Origin of the sequence: Fibrobacter sp. (assembly GCF_045112255.1) — a bacterium.
Classification (GTDB): Bacteria; Fibrobacterota; Fibrobacteria; order Fibrobacterales; family Fibrobacteraceae; genus Fibrobacter.
Genome location: NZ_JBGUHR010000084.1, coordinates 1 through 18,096 on the forward strand (window position 1 = coordinate 1; position 18,096 = coordinate 18,096).

The window sequence follows — 18,096 nt, forward strand, 5'->3', positions numbered from 1 at the left end:
AAGAAATTTTCTTGGGCCGTCACTAAGCACATCTCCGATTCCTTCAATCTTCCCGAAAGTCTCGCGGGCTTTCGTCTCGTTCAGGTCGTTTTGGGTGACCCGTTCGAGGGTGAGACCAATTATAGAATTTTCAGGAATAAAAACAAGGGGTCATTGGCAAAAAAATTCACTTTTTTTCACTTTTTTCGTTAAAAACGGGTTGTCTTCCAGTTCTACATCATGATATTCACATTCTATTCACCACTTTTTTTAAGAGCACCTCAAAAGAAAAAGGGCAATTTGCCCTTTTCAAGTCCAATTTTTGGAGAAAAATTTTTCGGTGAGTCCTAAAAAGCACCCTTTTAAGGCGCAATCACCCTATTATGGATGTATTCCAAAGGGTTCTTACAAGCATCCAGGTCCACTTCAGTCGATTTTACCTGCCAGCGGAACCACGTCAACTGCCGTTTTGCGTAATTTCGCGTCTTTCGCTTGACTTCTTCGAGGACCGATTGCACTTGAATGCCGTCTTTTGCACACAAAAGTTCTTTATAGCCAAGGCTCTGCCATGCAGGGGCCTCCAACGGCACCGTTTTCGCAAGTTCGTGAATTTCATCGAGCCAGCCATCAGCCATCATCTGGTCCACACGAGCATCGATTCTCGCATAAAGATTTTCGCGACTGCGGTTCAGCCAGAACACAGGCAGTTCGCCAACCCCTCCTTCACGTTCCTTTTGCCATTCCGAAAGCTTACGCCCAGTCAGTTGAAACACTTCCAGAATGCGTATAATGCGCTGGACATTGTTCGGCTCAACTTTTTCCATCGCTTCGGGGTCCGCCTGCTTTGCTTTTTCGTATAAAGTTTTACTTCCAAACTTAGCAGCATCATCTTCAAACGATTTACGTACCGCCTCGTCAATTTTTGGAATTTGCGGGAGTCCAAGCATTAAGGACTGGAGATAAAGGCCAGTTCCTCCAACCAGGATGTAGTTCTGTTTTGAATTTTCGGACAAAAGTTTTTTCACATTCGTACAAAAATCGCCTGCAGAAAAAACCTGACGAGGATCCAGGAAATCGACCAAATGATGATTTACCCGAGCCATATCCTGTAGAGACGGCTGAGCCGTGCCAATGGCAAAACCCTTGTAGATTTGGCGGGAATCCACGCCAATAATTTCGGCATTAAAGCGTTCCGCCAGTTCCAGTGAAAGGCGAGACTTGCCAACACCGGTAGCTCCAACAAGTGCAAATAGAATAGGCATGCGCTCAATGTAGTTATATTTATAGTTGAAATGATAAAGCTTAAACACATTGTCGCACTTTTTTTTGCACTGGGGATTTTTGCTGGTTTGTCGTTTTTCTTGAACAACCAGGATAAGGCACTCCATATTCTTGAAAAGATCAAAGGCACACAAGAAACAGAAGTGGTTCCAGTAGAGCAGGATACGATTCCTTTCGAAAAAAAATTACAAGACGAGATGAAAATAATTTCATCAAGTTATTCAAAACGCACAAAGCGCAACATCTGGACGCTTGCAAGAGGAAAGACAATCGTAGTCTACCTCCTAAAGGCCCAAAAATTTATTCAAAAAAACGGTGGTTCCATTCTTCTGATGGAAGAACTCAACGATAACCCCAACGCCTACCAGTCTGCATTAGTCAATGTATTAGCCCCTAACGGCGATACACTGCACCTGACATTCCAGGTTTCAGAAAACGTTTTCATGAAAAACGCATCCCTCATGTCGATTGCTTTCCAGACGACGAATCTGACACCCGAAATCATCGCCAAGCTGAACAATCTCGATTTTCCATTTGACTTACTGATTCCGCCTTTTGGCTTAAACAACGATTTTTATAAGAACCTGGATAAAATTCAAAACAAAGAAATAGTCCTATGGCTTGCAATGGAATCCAGCAAACTAAACAAAGTCCACAACAAATTACGCCCGCTCCGCATCCACCACACCGCAGAACAGATCGAAGAAACTATTAGCGATGCCAAGGAAATTCTCCCAAGCGCAGCAGGTATCGCAACGCGCTACGGGGAACAAGCCGTCAAGCACAAGCAACTTTTGCAAGCTATTCTAAAGCCAACCGAAAAAAAGAAAATGTGGTTTCTGGACCTGTCCATGGAAGAACGTACGGTCGTTCCGCAAACGTGCAAAGATCTTGAGATTTCATGCAAAATCGCCTTCCCGTACAATCCGGACAACAGCTCTATCGAGGACTACGTCCACCAGAAACTCAGGGAAGCCCCCAAAAGCGGAACTTCTGTAATGATCATCCCGCTCACAGAACAAAATTTGTCTAAAATTGAGGACGTCGCCCAAAAGGCAGCCAAACAAGGAACGACCCTCGTTGACTTATCTACTTTATTCAATACTAAATAGGAGAGCCTATGTCTATCAAACTCGGTGTAAACGTAGATCACATTGCGACAATCCGTGAAGCCCGCAAAGGCAAGGAACCCGATCCGGTTGCCGCAGCCATGATTGCCGAACTCGCCGGTTGCAATGGAATTACCGCCCATCTTCGTGAAGACAAGCGACACATCCAGGACCGAGATATCAGGCTTCTCCGTGGAACGGTCACGACAAAGTTGAACCTTGAAATGGCACCGACACAGGCAATGGTACAGTTCGCCATCAACCGCCAGCCGGACATGGTAACACTTGTCCCGGAAATCCATACGGAACTTTCGACCGAAGACGGTTTAAACGTTTCTGCAAAGATTGCTGAACTGGCAAAGTACATCATGACGCTTCGCAACAACGATATTCAGGTGAGCGTGTTCATCGACGCAGAAACGGAGCAGGTCAAGGCAGCCAAGAAGGTCGGCGCAAACTACGTGGAATTCAACACAGGCAAGTACGCAACCGCTTTTGAACTCGGTAGCCGCGAAGAAGTCGACCGTGAAATTTCAGCATTGCAGGACATGACGGTTCTCGCCCACAAGTATGGCTTGAACGTGTTTGCAGGCCGCGGCCTCAACTACAGGAACGTCGAAGCGGTTGCTCAGATTGACGGCATTGACGAGATTATCATCGGGCACAGCATCGTGAGCCACGCAGCCCTCGTTGGCATGGAACGCGCCGTGAAAGAAATGATCGAAGCAATTAGACAATAGAATTATTAATTTGGCGGCTTCGCCGCAATTATTCTAATTCCGAACTCCGAATTCCGAACTCATAATTAATAGTCCTTATATTCCACGTTCTCAAGCACAAGCCCCTGCGGGGGCGCCCACGTGCGTTCGCCTTTGAACTTTTTCTCGAAAATCTGGTTGACCGTTCCTTCGGGATAGCGGCCTCGACCAACATCAAAAAGCGTCCCGACCATCGCACGTACCTGGCGGTGCAAAAAGCGGTTTCCCTTGATGTGGAACATGCAGCTCCAGTCGTTCAAGCGTTCCAGGCGGAATTCGCTCAACGTGCAAAGCGTCGATTTTCCATCGTTACGCGGGATACAAAAATCAATAAAATCGTGTTCGCCAAGGAAAGACTGCGCCTCGCGGCCCATCGCATCGATATCCAGATTCAGCGATCCGCATTCCCAGCCAAAGTCACGCATCAGCGCCACCGGGCGCGTAAAAATCGTGTACTGGTAATAACGTAAAACGGCATCGTAGCGGGCGTTGAAGTCCGGCGCACAAGGCTCTAAATCGCGAATGCGAATCAAGCGCTTGGTAAGCCCGTTCACGGAACGCACGACTTTTACAGGATCAAGTTCGCCATCAAAATCAAAGTGGACGCACTGGCCGCGAGCATGGACACCCGTATCCGTTCGGCCCGACCCCACCACGCGGATGGGCGCACGTAACGCAACAGAAAGCGCCTCTTCGAGCGTTGACTGCACCGTCACAAAGCGGAGTTTGCCGCCACAATTTTGTTCTTGCCAGCCGTAAAAGGCGCTGCCTAGATATTCGCAACGAAAGCGGTAACGCATTAGTTACCTGCTTCTACAGCTTCCTTGATAACCGCCTCGACCTTAGCCTGAGGAATCTTAAGCTTCGATGCAATTGCCGAAGCCGGGAAGCCTCTGCGAGACATCTGCAAAATTTTGCTGTTCACCGAAGACTCGCGGTCAAAGCGATTCATCTCAAGCGGATGGGCCACAGCCGTTGCAACAACTTCGGGCTTCGGAGATGACGATGGAGCAGCGGGCTTGACCTTGGTGCGGTCGTGATGCAACACATCGGAAAGCGACTGCATCGCGGACGTGATACGCTCTCTAGCCGTCGGACGGAGAACTGCTCTACCACTAAACGGAGAGGTCAAAATTCGATTTTCAGGAACGCCATGTTCATCTTCGAAAGCGGCCTTCGTAGCATTCACGCCCGAAACATTCAAGTCCGTCGCCGTCTGATCTGCAGCACTTGCGGCCGCCTTCGTCTGGAGTTCCATCGTTTCACGGCGCTTGGCAGCAAACTCTTCAGCTTCGTCAATAATAGACTTCTTGGGAGCATGGACACGCGGAGTCAAAACCGTTTCTGTATCGTCAACAGAAGGCATTTCCCCAGTTTCCCTAGACTTCGCAAGAGCTTCCATCATTCGAGTTTCAACAACCTTCTTGCGGTGAATAAGCACAAGGACAAGGACAACAAAGCAAAGAAGTACCGCAAGCGTTCCGCCGATAATCCAGAGCCAAACGCCACCCGAAAAGCCGCCTACATTCTCTTCAGAGGCTTCAGCTTCATCAGCAGCCGTATTAGAACGCATCGCAGAAAGTTCTTCCCAGGAATTGGCAAGCTCATCGCGAATTTTCACCTGCGTGTCAACACTCCCTTGGGCATTCCACAAGGCAACTTCCAGGGAATCGATCTTAGCACGAGTTTTCATGTATCGGCTAACGTCAAACGAAGAAGACGATCCCGAAAAATCAACTTTTAGGTAAACAATTAAGGCGCAAGCCAAAACAAAAAGAATAACTGGAGCAGCGTATTTCTTCATGCCGGGAAATTTAGAAATAAAACCCGATTCATTTTCAAAGTTGGACACTGAACAAAACCTCTTTTTTACATACCTTAAACTAATTGTAGAAAATTACAACGCTCCATTGAGAAGTTCACAACACTTTTCAACACGAAAATGGCAAAAAACGGCATTAACAATCAAACTTTAAATACCTTTATGTTCAAGAACTCTTTGTTCTCCTCCTAACCCCAAAAGAAACACCTTAGCCCCAACAGCTAAGGTGTTTTTTCGTTTCCTAGGCAATTTTTACCAATTTCATTCCAAATTATACGGTCTTATTTGCACTTTTTCGCTTCCATTCGCTCAAAAAAGCACTTTTCGCTAAAAGTTTTTATAGTTTCAAGCTATGCAACCGCAAGCACTTAGACTGTCTAAAATTACGATTTCGAATCTCCGCTCCATCCAGCGCGAGACATTTCCGCTTAGTGATTTTACCGCACTTATTGGTTACAACAACGCCGGCAAGACAAATATCTTAATGGGAATACGCTGGCTGCTTGCCCATTTTTCGCTAGACATCTCCTATTTTGATGACCCCAACCATCCCGTCGAAGCCGAAGGTATTTTTGAAGGAATCACGGAACAGATCCTGAATCGCCTCGGGGACGAGAAAGCGGCTGAAATCGAACCATTTTTGGCAGGAACATCGCTCCGCGTCAAGAAAGTGCAGCGCATTCCGGGAGAACTCCCCGGCAATATTGAATTTTGGGCTTTTTGCCCGCCTAACGGTAAGCGCAAAGGCAAAGACTGGGTCCGCGTCAACGACAAGTTTATCGCAGCATTCAACCGCATGTTTCCTGAATCCATCGCCATTTGGGATTTTGAAGGGAACAACGCCTACACAAAATTGATGCACGAGATTTTTAAGCCACTCGAACGCAAGTTTGGCGGCGAACTGAGTCAAGTCATCGAACAGTTTACGGAACTGCTGTCCTCTGGAAGCGACAGGCAAGCCGAAGAAATCCAGGCTTTTGACAAAGAAGTCAACACGGCGCTCCGCCCGCTATTCCCAAGCGTACGAGTGGAACTCGACATTCCCGTGCCGACGCTCGAAACGTTCCTCAAGAGCGCAACAATTAAAGTGGTCGATGAAGATGACGGCTTTGAACGCGACATCTCGCGCATGGGCGCAGGTTCGCAACGCGCCATCCAGATGGCGCTTATCCGCTATCTCGCCGAAATCAAGAAGCATCACAACAATCATTACTTGAGCCGAACGCTCTTGCTAATTGATTCGCCAGAACTCTTTTTGCACCCGCAAGCAGTTGAACTTGTACGCGTCGCGCTCAAGAACCTTTCGAACGAAGGTTATCAGGTCATATTCGCAACGCACTCCGCGCAAATGGTCACTAGTGAAGACGTGAGCACGTCTCTACTCATCCGCAAAAATAAAGAACGCGGCACATACATGCGCAAGCGAATGGAAGATGCCGTCCGCCAGGTCGTCCAGGATGCGCCAAGCCAGCTGCAAATGCTATTCAGCCTTTCAAACAGCAACGAACTTTTGTTCGCCGATTACGTGTTACTTACCGAAGGAAAAACAGAATGGCGTGTGCTTCCTGCGCTTTTTGAACGGATTACAGGACAATCCTTCGCGCTGATCAAATGCGCGCTTGTGCGCCAGGGCGGCGTGAGCAATACCCGAAAGAGCATGCAGGTTTTAACGGCAATGGACATTCCCGTACGCGCCATTGTCGATTTGGACTACGCCTTCACAACAGCGACTCGTGACGGATTTTTACAAGCTAACGATCCAGACATTACGCAATGCCGCAACTTGTTCCGTGAACTCGCTTGCCATAACCACCTACGTCTGGTAAACGGGCTTCCCGTCAACAAGCACAGCAATATCAACGCATCTACAGCATACGCCATGATGGCATCCATGCCCGAAGCAGAACGCCCCATCCGAAACATCCATGAAAAGCTCTGCAAGCAAGGTATCTGGGTCTGGACGCGCGGAGCGATCGAAGAGCACCTCGGGCTGAACGGCAAAAACGAAATGGTCTGGCGGAACTTCATTGAACGCAGCAAGTCCAAAAACTTCCTGCAAACGCTCCCCGACTACGATGGCATAGAAGCCTTGTGCCAATGGATTATCAACGGGAGCCGCGGGCAGTTCTAAATTTTCACAGCGAAGCAAAAAAAGGAGTGCGCATTTCTGCGACACTCCTTTTTTGTTAATGTCATGCCGGCCCTTGTGCCGGCATCACCTTTATACCGTGTAAGGCGATCCCGGAACGGAGTCCGGGATGACAATGTGAAAGGCAATCTCGCCCCGGAACAAGTCCAGGATGACAAAGTCCGGGGTGACAATTTAAATGTTGTCGATGATTGCGTTGAATGCTTCGACGGGGCGCATCCACTTCTTGAGAAGTTCTGCCTTCGGAACGTAGTAACCACCGATATCGGCAGGCTTACCCTGTTCGGCAGCGAGAGCAGCGACAATCTCGGATTCTTTCGCGGAGAGAGCAGCAGCGATCGGAGCGAACTTGCCGGCGAGTTCCGCATCGTCCTTCTGGGCGGCGAGAGCCTGAGCCCAGTAGAGAGCGAGGTAGAAGTGGGAACCACGGTTATCGAGTTCACCGATCTTACGAGCCGGCGTGCGGTTGAATTCGAGAATCTTGCCGTTGGCGGCATCAAGCGTATCGGCCAAGACCTTAGCCTTCTTGTTGCCATCCTTCAGCGCGACCTGTTCGAATGCAGGCACAAGTGCGAAGTATTCACCGAGAGAATCCCAGCGGAGGTAGTTTTCGGCGAGGAACTGTTGCACCTGCTTCGGAGCAGATCCACCTGCACCCGTTTCGTAGAGGCCACCACCAGCCATGAGCGGCACGATGGAGAGCATCTTTGCAGAAGTTCCGACTTCGAGAATCGGGAAAAGGTCCGTGAGGTAGTCACGCATCACGTTGCCCGTCACACCGATAGTATCGAGGCCAGCCTTGGCGCGCTTCATCGTTTCGACGATAGCTTTGCGCGGGCTCATAATCTTGATATCGAGACCCTTGAGGTCATGTTCCGGCAAGTAGGCTTCGACCTTCTTCTGGATTTCACGGTCGTGAGCGCGTTCCGGATCGAGCCAGAAGATAGCCGGCGTATTCGAGAGGCGGGCGCGCGTTACAGCGAGCTTCACCCAGTCACGCACCGGAGCGTCCTTGGCCTGGCACATGCGGAAGATATCACCAGCAGCGACTTCCTGCTGCAAGAGGACTTCGCCCTTGCCGTTCACAGCGCGAATGACGCCTTTGCCCTTTGCGACAAACGTCTTGTCGTGGCTGCCATATTCTTCGGCACCCTGAGCCATGAGGCCCACGTTCGGCACGGTACCCATCGTCTTCGGGTCGAATGCGCCGTTCTGCTTGCAGAATTCAATCGTTTCATCGTAAATACCAGCGTAGCAGCGGTCCGGAATGCAGGCGACAACTTCTTGAAGCTTGCCTTCCTTATTCCACATGCAGCCAGAATTGCGGATCATGGCCGGCATAGAAGCGTCGATAATCACGTCGCTCGGCACATGCAAATTCGTAACGCCCTTGGCAGAATCGACCATAGCGAGATCCGGACCTGCGGCGAGTGCGGCGTCGATGGCAGCCTTGACTTCGGCTTCCTTGGCATTACCTTCGAGGCGCTTGAACAAGTCACCGAGACCGTTGTTGGCATCGATTCCAAGTTCCTTGAAGAGGTCAGCGTACTTCGTGAACACGTCCTTGAAGAACACGCGGACAAATGCACCGAACAGCACCGGGTCAGAGACCTTCATCATCGTGGCCTTGAGGTGCACGGAGAAGAGGAGGCCCTTGGCTTTAGCTTCGGCCATCGCATTGGCAATGAACTTTTCGAGAGAAGCCATGCGCATGACAGTCGCATCGATGATTTCGCCCTTGAGGAGCGGCTTTGCGGCACGGAGTTCCGTCACGGCACCAGTTTCATCGACAAATTCAATCTTGAAGGAGTCGGCTTCGGCCATCGTGATGGACTTTTCGTTACCGTAGAAGTCATCGGCCTGCATGCTGGCGACATGAGTCTTCACGGATTCGTTCCACACGCCGTTGCTATGCGGATTGTTGCGGGCATAGTTCTTGACAGCGTTAGGAGCGCGGCGGTCGGAGTTGCCCTGGCGAAGCACCGGGTTCACGGCAGAACCCTTCACCTTGTCGTAGCGGGCGCGTATAGCCTTTTCTTCGTCGTTGAGAGGAGCATCCGGATAATCCGGGAGAGCGTAGCCGTTCTTCTGGAGTTCGGCGATAGCGGCCTTGAGCTGCGGCACCGAGGCAGAAATGTTCGGGAGCTTGATGATGTTTGCATCCGGTTCAAGCGTGAGCTTGCCGAGGAATGCAAGGTCATCCGTCACCGGCTTACCGGCAAACGTCGTACCTGCCGGGAGCGTGTCCGCGAAAGCGGCAAGAATGCGGCCCGGCAAGGAGATGTTCTTGGTTTCGACATCGATATCTGCAGTCTTTGCGAAAGCAGATACGATAGGAAGCAAAGACTGAGTCGCCAGGAACGGCGACTCATCAGTAAGGGTGTAATAGATTTTGGTATTCATACGCCCTTAAGATAGAAAATAGCTCTTAAATATTAAATACTAAATCTTAGAATCCATCACGATTGGTCCATTCACCGTAAGGTTCAATGCGCTCAATACTTTCGGAATCATCGCAATTCCAAAGCGGGCTCACAAAGGTACTACGGACAATATTCTTTTCGCTGATATCCCATTCGGTAGAGCCTCGAATCAGATACACGGAATAATATTCGTCAGCATCTTCCGGGCAAGATTCTCCACTCTTCAAAATATCCCTTACGTAGATTCCACTTGCATCGATCTTGTTCAGGGCATGTCCCTTGGCCCCGATATCCTTCAAGACGACGATGTAATAAGCCATACCTTTAGGTTCACCTTGAAGCGTTGTATATGCACGCGGGTGGTTCGCAGCCGTGGGGAAAAATACCGCAAGCAGGGAATCCGGCAAGTGGAAAATACCCTCTTTGCGATAGGCGTTTGCCACTTTGTCTTTCGGGAATGAGTTATACGCGAGAACGGCTTCATTGTCCAATTCTTCGTGACTGATATAACCCGACTTTCCGTCAGTCTCTTCTCTAAAAACGGCAAACTGTTCCTCATAGACATCCAAGGTTCGTGTCAAGTTCATACGCCATGCACTGTCCCTGCGCCATACATCCTTATCAACACCATCATCGATCAAAGGACAATCCCCAAAATAATGATCGCCGTTTTCATCGTTTGTGATATGACAACCTTGCAAAGGATCAACTTTAGTATCAACAGGAGCATATTTGATAGAATCTTCCTTACAGGTATTCCTGTATTCCTTCGTATAGGAACGCACGATGTCCTCCGCCGTTTTTCCTTCCGGCATCAGCATAGAGCACACCAAGCTCAAAAAATAATTGCGACAACCGTCTTCGTAATCCTTGAAAATTCCGTTAGACGCTTCGCACGACTGCTTGAATTCATTCAAAAATTCAGAGCAAGACGTTCCATAGCCCCAATAATCCGTATGTCCAACAGTTTTCAGCAAAACAGGAGTACCCTCGACATCTACAACCTTGACGGCAATAATACTAGAGCTGTAATATTGACCGTATCGGTCTTGCGTGTACATCGACTGTTCGAGTTCTACACCGGACTCTTTCGCTTGAACAGAAACCTGACACGACCTAGAGCCATCCAAGCTCGAAGTATAGAATGACGTATCCGGTACCGAGTCAAACGGGAACATCAACTTTCCAAATACGGAAGAATCAATGGCAACACTCTGATCGGGATCTACACTAATATCATTTGAATTTTCAATCGTCCCTCCAACCAATACGACCAGAGATTTTTCCAGCAGGGCCTTCTGTTCTTCCGTCAATTCTGCGCGTTGCGTGGAGTTCGGTTCCGTAGTTGCACCGGCAAGATCGCGACCACTAGACTGATCACCAGAACAAGACAGCAAAAGTCCCGTCCATGCCATAGCGATTATTTTATACAACTTTTTCATACTATGCCTCTCTCCCTTTAGTTAACGGGAATAGTTGTAAATTCAGTCGATAAACTTTATCGTATTCTTTTTCCTTAGCAGCCATGGCAACCACCTGCTGCCTGAGTGTTTCAAGCTTCTGCACAAGCCATTGGTAAGTCTCTTCGGAAATACCAAACGTCACACCCGTGATATGGCGTTTTTCGGGCGGAACCTCGTCAATCGCTTCGGTTGCAAACTTCGACATTTGACGGTTCATGGAACGCAGAGCCAAAGGAATTGCCTCGGAAGATCCCGTCACAACCTTCTCAGTCTGCACGTAGGTATCTTCGCCGATTTTCTTGAGGAATTCCGCATGGCACATAAAGTCCAGCGAATGGCGCACTTCGGCGGCACTCACGACCGGATAGCATTGGTGCGCCAGTTCCAGCGGTTTTGCACCCGGCATGATCGGGGCAAGTTCACGCAACACCGGGTTCACCCACGATTCGAAATACTTGAACGCCTCGGCATCGACGACTCGCAAACGGTTTTCCTTTGCAATTTTCTGCATTTCGTTAAACGCCTGGAGTTTCATCGAATCACTCCTGGCATCGCCAAAACGCTCCATCGCAAAGAAATAGTCGCGGTCAGCGCCCGCAAGCCCCATGGCATCAGCCACTTTTTCGACGCCCGTTTTGCTCAAGCGGCTTTTGCCTTCGCATACGAGCTGCATAAAGTTGGGTGAGGTAAAACCAGCCAATTTGGAGAATTCGCGCCACGAAAACAAGGAACTGCGTTTGCGTTCTTCGTAAAAGTCGCGCATGTACATTCGGTAGTCTTGATATTCGGTGATTGGTTTCATTCCTATAAATTAGATTTTGCGGTATAATTCTGCAATAAATTTTACTATACAAAATTAAGATTTTTGAAGAAATTTTGAAGATTTTTTATTTTTCTAAAAATTTTTAAAAAAGTATTATACAACGTGTATTATAAATACGAGATGGCGATGCCGGAACGGAGTCCGGCATGACAAAAAGCGGAGACCGGGGTGACAATGCGACAAGTTCCATTGTCTATGGACAACACTTAAAAGAAATTCTTAACAAAAATCGGCCTATTATAATGTAGATTATAGAAGTGGTGTGGGGTTAAGAACTCTTCTATAGGTTTTTTATGAAGAATTTTGGGTTTGGTAACTACAAGTTTTTTGTAGCGGCAATGTCTGTCGCGTCTTTTTCATTTGCGGCAAGCTACGCGCCTCCATCAACGGCAGTTTCGAAAATCAACAGCTATCGTGGTTATTCGGAACTTACCGACGCAGCTTCCGGCATGGACATCGACCAGTACACCTATAACATGACCACATGGCAAATCGCAAACGGCGGTTTTGACAAGGCCCACGCCGAGAAGTACAAGAGCGCATACACCGGTGGCGCAAAATCCTCCTGGACGGCAAAAGGCGGCGGTGACCTCGGTACCATCGACAACAACGCGACTGTTCAAGAAATGCGGCTGCTCGCCGTGCGCTACAAGGCGACAACGAACAGCAATTACAAATCCGCATTCAAGACAAGTTTCAACAAGGCGGTCAATTTCCTTTTGACCATGCAGCGCTCCAAAGGCGGCCTCCCGCAAGTCTGGCCCAAGCGCGGCAACTATTCCGACCAAATTACGCTGAACGACAACGCCATGATCCGCGCGATGGTCACGATGATGGATATTGCCAACAAGACAAGTCCATTTGACTCGGACATCATTGACGACAATACCCGCAGCAAGATGAAATCCGCTCTCGACAAAGCGATCGATTACTTGCTCAAGGCACAAATCGTAAACGACGGAAAGCTCACCGTCTGGTGCGCCCAGCATGACACCAACAGCCTTGCCCCGGTCGGCGCACGCGCATACGAACTTGCCAGCAAGTCCGGCAGCGAATCCGCAGGTGCCGTATGGTTCTTGATGAACTGGCCCGAACAAACCGAAGCCATCCAGAAATCCATCAAGGGCGCCATAGAATGGTACAAGAAAACCCGCGTCACGGGACTCTACTTCAACAAGAAACAAGGCCGCTTCGAAGAACGCGAAGGCAACGTTCTCTGGTACCGATTCTACGAAGTCAACAACGACAACTACTTCTTCTGCGACCGCGATGGCGCAAGCACTAAGACGCAGGACTTCACAAAGATTAGCGAAGAACGCCGCACGGGCTACCAGTGGGCAGGCGATTACGGCACGGCCCTCATCAGTACCGAAAAATCTTACCTCGAAGCGCTTGCCAAGATGGACGACAGCTACGTTCCGCCTCCACCACCTTCGGCAATGTGCGGAAACGACACCTGCACAACATACATTGACGGAGTAAACTTCATCGACATTCAGGGAGTCAAGGAAGCAAGCAATACGGGATTTGTCGGCGAAGGCTACGCCAACGTAGACAACTCCACCGGAAGCTACGTGACTTACGGCGTCACCGCATTCAAGGAAGGCAAATACACGTTGTTCATCAGCTTTGCAAACGGCGGCGGATCTGCACGAGGTTACAGCGTTTCTGTAGGCGACAAGACGCTACTTGCTGACGGCAGCATGGAATCTACAGCAGCATGGACTACGTGGAAAACTCAATCCATCGAAATTGAATTGCCACAGGGCTATAGCGAACTCAAGTTCACAAGTCTTTCGAAAGATGGCATGGCGAACATTGATTACATCGGCTGGATGAGCGAAGACTTGAAAGCTGGCGAAGTAGAAATTCCGCGCACGTCCATTGAAGCGATGCGCACCGAACGCAAATCGCAGCAAGGCAACCGCTACTTCGTGGACTTTAGCCGCAACGCAAACGGCGCAGGAGTCTACTTCATGCAAAGAAATGGAAAGACATACAAAGTGAATGGAACGAGTATGAAATAAGTATGGATCCCCTACGCTTCGCTCCGAGGATGACAAAAAAAACGTCATTGCGAGCCGAAGGCGAAGCAATCCAAGCATTTAAATTGAGGTTTTATGTTGAATAGTTGGGTTTACAGGTTTGCAGTTTGTATGCCGCTTGCGATGGCGGTGAGTGCATCCGCAATTGCGAAGCACGGGTTTGACTTTGTGCTTGGCGTCGATGGAGACTTCAAGGCGGCTATCGCCAAGGCATCTTCTTCAGGTGCCACCGAGTCCAAGCGATTCATCCTCTTTGTGCCAAATGGTGAATACAACATCACCAAGGTCACCGGTGACGAGCACGGCAAATCGACATTCAGCGGCTCGAACATTTCCATCATCGGGCAGTCCGTTGACAAGACGATCATCTGGAATACAACCGATACCGAAGGCATCAGCACAACTGCAACGCTGTACTTCCCCAGCAACAAAAATATGTACATGCAGGATATCACCCTGCAAAACAGAAGTTCCGTCAGTTCACAAAGCACAGCACGCCAAGTGGCCTTGCAGCAAAACGCAGGCGACAAGTTCATCTACAAAAACGTACGCCTCTTGAGCGGTCAAGATACTTACTACACCAAAAAAGGGCGCACGTATTGGGAAGGCGGCGAAATTGACGGAACTGTAGACTTTATCTGCGGTGGTGGCGATGTATTTTTCGAAGGCACCAAGCTCGTGATGACACGAAACGGTGGCTACATCACAGCATCGCAAAATCCAGATACCTGGGGTTACGTATTCAACAACGCCATCATCGAAGTCAGCAATTCCGGTTTCAACAAGACATTCTATCTCGGACGTTCCTGGGGCCGCGCAAAAGTCGTCTGGTTGAACACCATCATGCGCGCAGAGCCCAAAGCCGAAGGCTGGGGTCCCGACATGAATTCTGCCCCCGTAATTTTCGGCGAATACAACAGCAAAAACGGGAATGGTGGCGCAATCAACACGAGCCAACGTAAAACGTATTTTAACGGAGGCAAAGACGCATCGACAGCAACAACACTCAAGACCGTGTGGAACGCAAGCGACGCCGCGAAATATACATTGAAAAACGTCTTGGGCGGTAGCGATAACTGGGAACCGAACAAACTCACAGCGCAAGTCTCCGCTCCTAAGATTTCCCAGGAAGGCGCCAACATCATCTGGAACGATGACGGCAACGCCATTTGCTGGGCCATCTTTGTAAACGGCAAATACCACAGCAACACCACGACAAATTCCATTGATGTTGGAGGTATTGCCGCAGGTTCCAAAGTTACGGTCCGTGCCGCAAATTCCATGGGCGGTCTCGGCGCAAGCTCTAACGAGATTACCGTTCTCGAAGCAAATGTCACTTACTACAACTTAACAATCAATTCTTCTATTGGCGGCTCCGTTGTGGCCTCCCCGAATCGCGAAAAAATCGCCGAAGGAACCGCAATCACATTTACCGCAGAACCCGCTAGCGGCTGGAAATTCGCAGGCTGGACCGGCAAGAGCGCAAGCGATGCCGGCAGCGAAAGCACTTGGGAAACCACGATGACCAAAGACATCGAACTCGGCGCCATCTTTGAAGCCAAGGGCACAACTACGTTCCAGGCCGAAGACGGCATCATCGACAACGCCATCAACGAAAACACAAACGCAGGCTTTGCTGGCACCGGCTACATCAACTTCGGCACCGGGAAATCGACCGTCCAAGTCCCCGTCTATGTAGAATTCCCCGGCGAATACACGATGGAAATGACATACGCAAACGGCAGCGGCAAAGCCCGCAGCCTCGCCTTCGCTGCCCCCGGCACATGCACCGCAGGCGTTGACGGATGCAAGAGCGCCGAAGTCATCTCGTTCGAAGCCACCGACAAGTGGACCACATACCAGACAAAAGAATCAACCATTACACTCCCCAAAGGCGCAAGCTACATCACGTTCTCCATCGTTGACGGCAATGACGGCCCGAACCTAGACCAGATCAAGCTCACCGAAAAAAACGTAGACAAGGGAGGCGTCGCCTTCGTGAAAACAGCCCGCGTAAACGCAACCGTTAGCGAAACCCGCATCTACGACACGAACGGGAAACTCGTTCGCAGCGCAAAGGGAATCGCCAATTTGAACGGCCTTATCCCCGGAATCTACGTCGTAAAGACCTCAGCGCAAGGTTATACCCAACAAAAAATGGTCCATGTCCGCTAGATTTTGTTAATTTTAGGACATGCTTGGAATCGAACAGAAAAAAGGAAATGACGATCAGTTGTGCGGCAGGATGATTGCCTACGCACGTATTTTGCCCTCTCCCGACGCTGAACCCAACGAAACACCGTTTGGTGATATGATTAAAAATGGGCTTTTGACGTTGGAAGGCGACTTTCGTCAGTTCGAGCACAAGCCAAGCCGAAGAGAAGTCAACCGCGCCGTCGATGCAAAGTTCAACAACTTTCTCAAGACGATGGAAGAAAACGGTGTGGAACTCCCCGAAAATGTGGACGTTGACGCCATGCGCGAACGCCTCCATGAACTTTCGAACATGGAAGTGATCCCCATACCCGCCCGCATCGGGAACTTCAACAACGAAGAAGACATTCTCAAGGAAGACGCCGACATCTACTACATCGGTGAATTCATCGGTGCAAACCAGGCGCACTATTGCCTCACGACACTGCCGATTTACTACCAGGCAAAGTATCGCGAACAAGCTAAGCGCAACGAAATGGATATGCTCAACGAAATGCTCTTGCAGTTCGAAGAAGGCGATTTCGTGAACACCGAAGACATCCAGAAAGACACGGAAGAACTATTCCCGAAGGGCCTCACGCTCAATACGTTCATGGGCGACCTCTCGAAGCTCCTCAACGTGCGCGTGATACCGTTCTTGCTCGCCTGCGAATCCGACAGCGAATACAACACACAAATTAAGCTCTTCTACGCATTCATGAAGGGCTACCCCGACCAGAAGGACATCGAGAGAATCGACAAGGCATTGCGCGAACTCCGCAAGCAGAGTGATTCCATCGAAGCCCGCAATCTGCTCGAACTCAGCTGCAAGCGAATCAACGCCATCTACAACGAAGATTCTCAGCAAGCAAGCGAACTCGGCAAGCAGATCGAAGAAATTGAAGGGGTGTAGGTGGATACAAAACTTTTTTCCCTAATAAATCTGAAAACAATTCACAAATCTACAACAGTAGAAATTTTCGTAGGCGTATAGCCTTTTGGTATCCAACAAAGCACAACGGATCTACAAGAGTAGAAATTTTCGTAGGCGTATAGCCGTGCGAGTGCCAGGAAACAAACCCAAAATCTACAAGAGTAGAAATTTTCGTAGGCGTATAGCCAAATATGGCTCTCGTGGCTCAATTCGAATCTACAAGAGTAGAAATTTTCGTAGGCGTATAGCCCATGTGCGGGAAGTTCTGAAGAAGCTCTATCTACAAGAGTAGAAATTTTCGTAGGCGTATAGCCAATTTGAAAATAGTCAAGCGGTATTTTATCTACAAGAGTAGAAATTTTCGTAGGCGTATAGCCCTCTCAAGCCAGTTTTCATCCGTTCGGATCTACAAGAGTAGAAATTTTCGTAGGCGTATAGCCACAAACCGCCAGCAATAACCAGAGCACATCTACAAGAGTAGAAATTTTCGTAGGCGTATAGCCCAAGATACTTATGATAAAGTATTTCAAAATCTACAAGAGTAGAAATTTTCGTAGGCGTATAGCCTTTAGCCGTGGGATGATGAAAACGGTTGATCTACAAGAGTAGAAATTTTCGTAGGCGTATAGCCGCACCAAAGCGGCCTTCGTTGATTGCACATCTACAAGAGTAGAAATTTTCGTAGGCGTATAGCCGTCGTTCCAGGCTTCCGGAGGGCTTCTATCTACAAGAGTAGAAATTTTCGTAGGCGTATAGCCAAAGTGACCATTGAGTGACCATATAGATCTACAAGAGTAGAAATTTTCGTAGGCGTATAGCCGTCACTGACGACGAAAGCAGCTATCCTATCTACAAGAGTAGAAATTTTCGTAGGCGTATAGCCCTACAGCAACAACCGAAGTCAAAGAAATCTACAAGAGTAGAAATTTTCGTAGGCGTATAGCCAAAAGACAACGACGAAGATTAGCCATGAATCTACAAGAGTAGAAATTTTCGTAGGCGTATAGCCACACGAAAGCCGAAGGCGTTAACTCCGATCTACAAGAGTAGAAATTTTCGTAGGCGTATAGCCCCATGCAGAATCACGCTCCGACTACATCTACAAGAGTAGAAATTT

13 protein-coding genes and 1 CRISPR repeat array are annotated in these 18,096 nt (G+C 49.1%); of the genes, 7 read left to right on the forward strand and 6 right to left on the reverse strand.

Features of this window, described 5'->3' with window-relative positions:
• The coding region (locus ACJMM9_RS11235; RefSeq protein WP_405326871.1) for a hypothetical protein at nucleotides 1-192 on the forward strand (192 nt) is incomplete at its 5' end.
• Nucleotides 193-341: 149 nt separating this feature from the next.
• On the opposite strand, the gene miaA is transcribed toward ACJMM9_RS11235, so the two are convergent.
• Nucleotides 342-1,241 (reverse strand): tRNA (adenosine(37)-N6)-dimethylallyltransferase MiaA, encoded by a 900-nt coding sequence (miaA, locus tag ACJMM9_RS11240; RefSeq protein WP_405326873.1) that lies wholly within the window; start codon nucleotides 1,239-1,241, stop codon nucleotides 342-344.
• Nucleotides 1,242-1,271: 30 nt separating this feature from the next.
• Between miaA and ACJMM9_RS11245 the strand changes: the two genes are divergently transcribed.
• Nucleotides 1,272-2,372, forward strand: a complete 1,101-nt coding sequence (locus ACJMM9_RS11245; protein ID WP_405326876.1) for a divergent polysaccharide deacetylase family protein — start codon at nucleotides 1,272-1,274, stop codon at nucleotides 2,370-2,372.
• An 8-nt stretch (nucleotides 2,373-2,380) separates the two neighbouring features.
• Nucleotides 2,381-3,109, forward strand: coding sequence for a pyridoxine 5'-phosphate synthase (locus ACJMM9_RS11250; RefSeq protein WP_405326879.1), 729 nt, complete (start codon nucleotides 2,381-2,383; stop codon nucleotides 3,107-3,109).
• Nucleotides 3,110-3,174: 65 nt separating this feature from the next.
• On the opposite strand, the gene truA is transcribed toward ACJMM9_RS11250, so the two are convergent.
• The gene (gene truA / locus ACJMM9_RS11255) at nucleotides 3,175-3,927 is read right to left on the reverse strand and encodes a tRNA pseudouridine(38-40) synthase TruA (protein ID WP_173831532.1); all 753 of its coding nucleotides are present in this window, start codon (nucleotides 3,925-3,927) and stop codon (nucleotides 3,175-3,177) included.
• Complete coding sequence (locus tag ACJMM9_RS11260) at nucleotides 3,927-4,820, reverse strand: hypothetical protein (RefSeq protein ID WP_405326883.1); 894 nt, start codon at nucleotides 4,818-4,820, stop codon at nucleotides 3,927-3,929. The genes truA and ACJMM9_RS11260 overlap by 1 nt, the downstream gene beginning before the upstream one ends.
• Before the next feature lie 481 nt (nucleotides 4,821-5,301).
• Here ACJMM9_RS11260 and ACJMM9_RS11265 point away from each other — a divergent pair, with 481 nt between their 5' ends.
• On the forward strand, nucleotides 5,302-7,080 hold the full coding sequence (locus tag ACJMM9_RS11265) for an ATP-dependent nuclease (RefSeq protein ID WP_405326886.1): 1,779 nt from the start codon (nucleotides 5,302-5,304) through the stop codon (nucleotides 7,078-7,080).
• 192 nt (nucleotides 7,081-7,272) lie between these two features.
• Here ACJMM9_RS11265 and ACJMM9_RS11270 read toward each other — a convergent pair whose 3' ends face one another.
• The 3 genes from ACJMM9_RS11270 to ACJMM9_RS11280 are packed head-to-tail and all read right to left on the reverse strand — an operon-like array spanning nucleotide 7,273 to nucleotide 11,786.
• Nucleotides 7,273-9,501, reverse strand: coding sequence for an NADP-dependent isocitrate dehydrogenase (locus ACJMM9_RS11270; protein WP_405326888.1), 2,229 nt, complete (start codon nucleotides 9,499-9,501; stop codon nucleotides 7,273-7,275).
• A gap of 46 nt (nucleotides 9,502-9,547) precedes the next feature.
• Nucleotides 9,548-10,963, reverse strand: coding sequence for a hypothetical protein (locus tag ACJMM9_RS11275; protein ID WP_088640934.1), 1,416 nt, complete (start codon nucleotides 10,961-10,963; stop codon nucleotides 9,548-9,550).
• A 1-nt stretch (nucleotide 10,964) separates the two neighbouring features.
• Nucleotides 10,965-11,786 (reverse strand): TIGR02147 family protein, encoded by an 822-nt coding sequence (locus tag ACJMM9_RS11280; protein WP_405326890.1) that lies wholly within the window; start codon nucleotides 11,784-11,786, stop codon nucleotides 10,965-10,967.
• Between the two features lie 314 nt (nucleotides 11,787-12,100).
• On the opposite strand from ACJMM9_RS11280, the gene pelA reads away from it, so the two are divergent.
• The 3 genes from pelA (at nucleotide 12,101) to ACJMM9_RS11295 (ending at nucleotide 16,958) form a co-directional block, all read left to right on the forward strand.
• Nucleotides 12,101-13,834: a pectate lyase gene (gene pelA, locus ACJMM9_RS11285; RefSeq protein WP_405326893.1), complete on the forward strand. Its 1,734-nt coding sequence runs from the start codon at nucleotides 12,101-12,103 to the stop codon at nucleotides 13,832-13,834.
• A gap of 93 nt (nucleotides 13,835-13,927) precedes the next feature.
• Complete coding sequence (locus tag ACJMM9_RS11290; protein ID WP_405326896.1) at nucleotides 13,928-16,027, forward strand: pectinesterase family protein; 2,100 nt, start codon at nucleotides 13,928-13,930, stop codon at nucleotides 16,025-16,027.
• A 19-nt stretch (nucleotides 16,028-16,046) separates the two neighbouring features.
• The gene (locus tag ACJMM9_RS11295) at nucleotides 16,047-16,958 is read left to right on the forward strand and encodes a hypothetical protein (protein ID WP_173465494.1); all 912 of its coding nucleotides are present in this window, start codon (nucleotides 16,047-16,049) and stop codon (nucleotides 16,956-16,958) included.
• A 47-nt stretch (nucleotides 16,959-17,005) separates the two neighbouring features.
• Nucleotides 17,006-18,051: a CRISPR direct-repeat array (repeat unit 36 nt; unit sequence ATCTACAAGAGTAGAAATTTTCGTAGGCGTATAGCC).
• The last annotated feature ends 45 nt before the right edge of the window (nucleotides 18,052-18,096 follow it).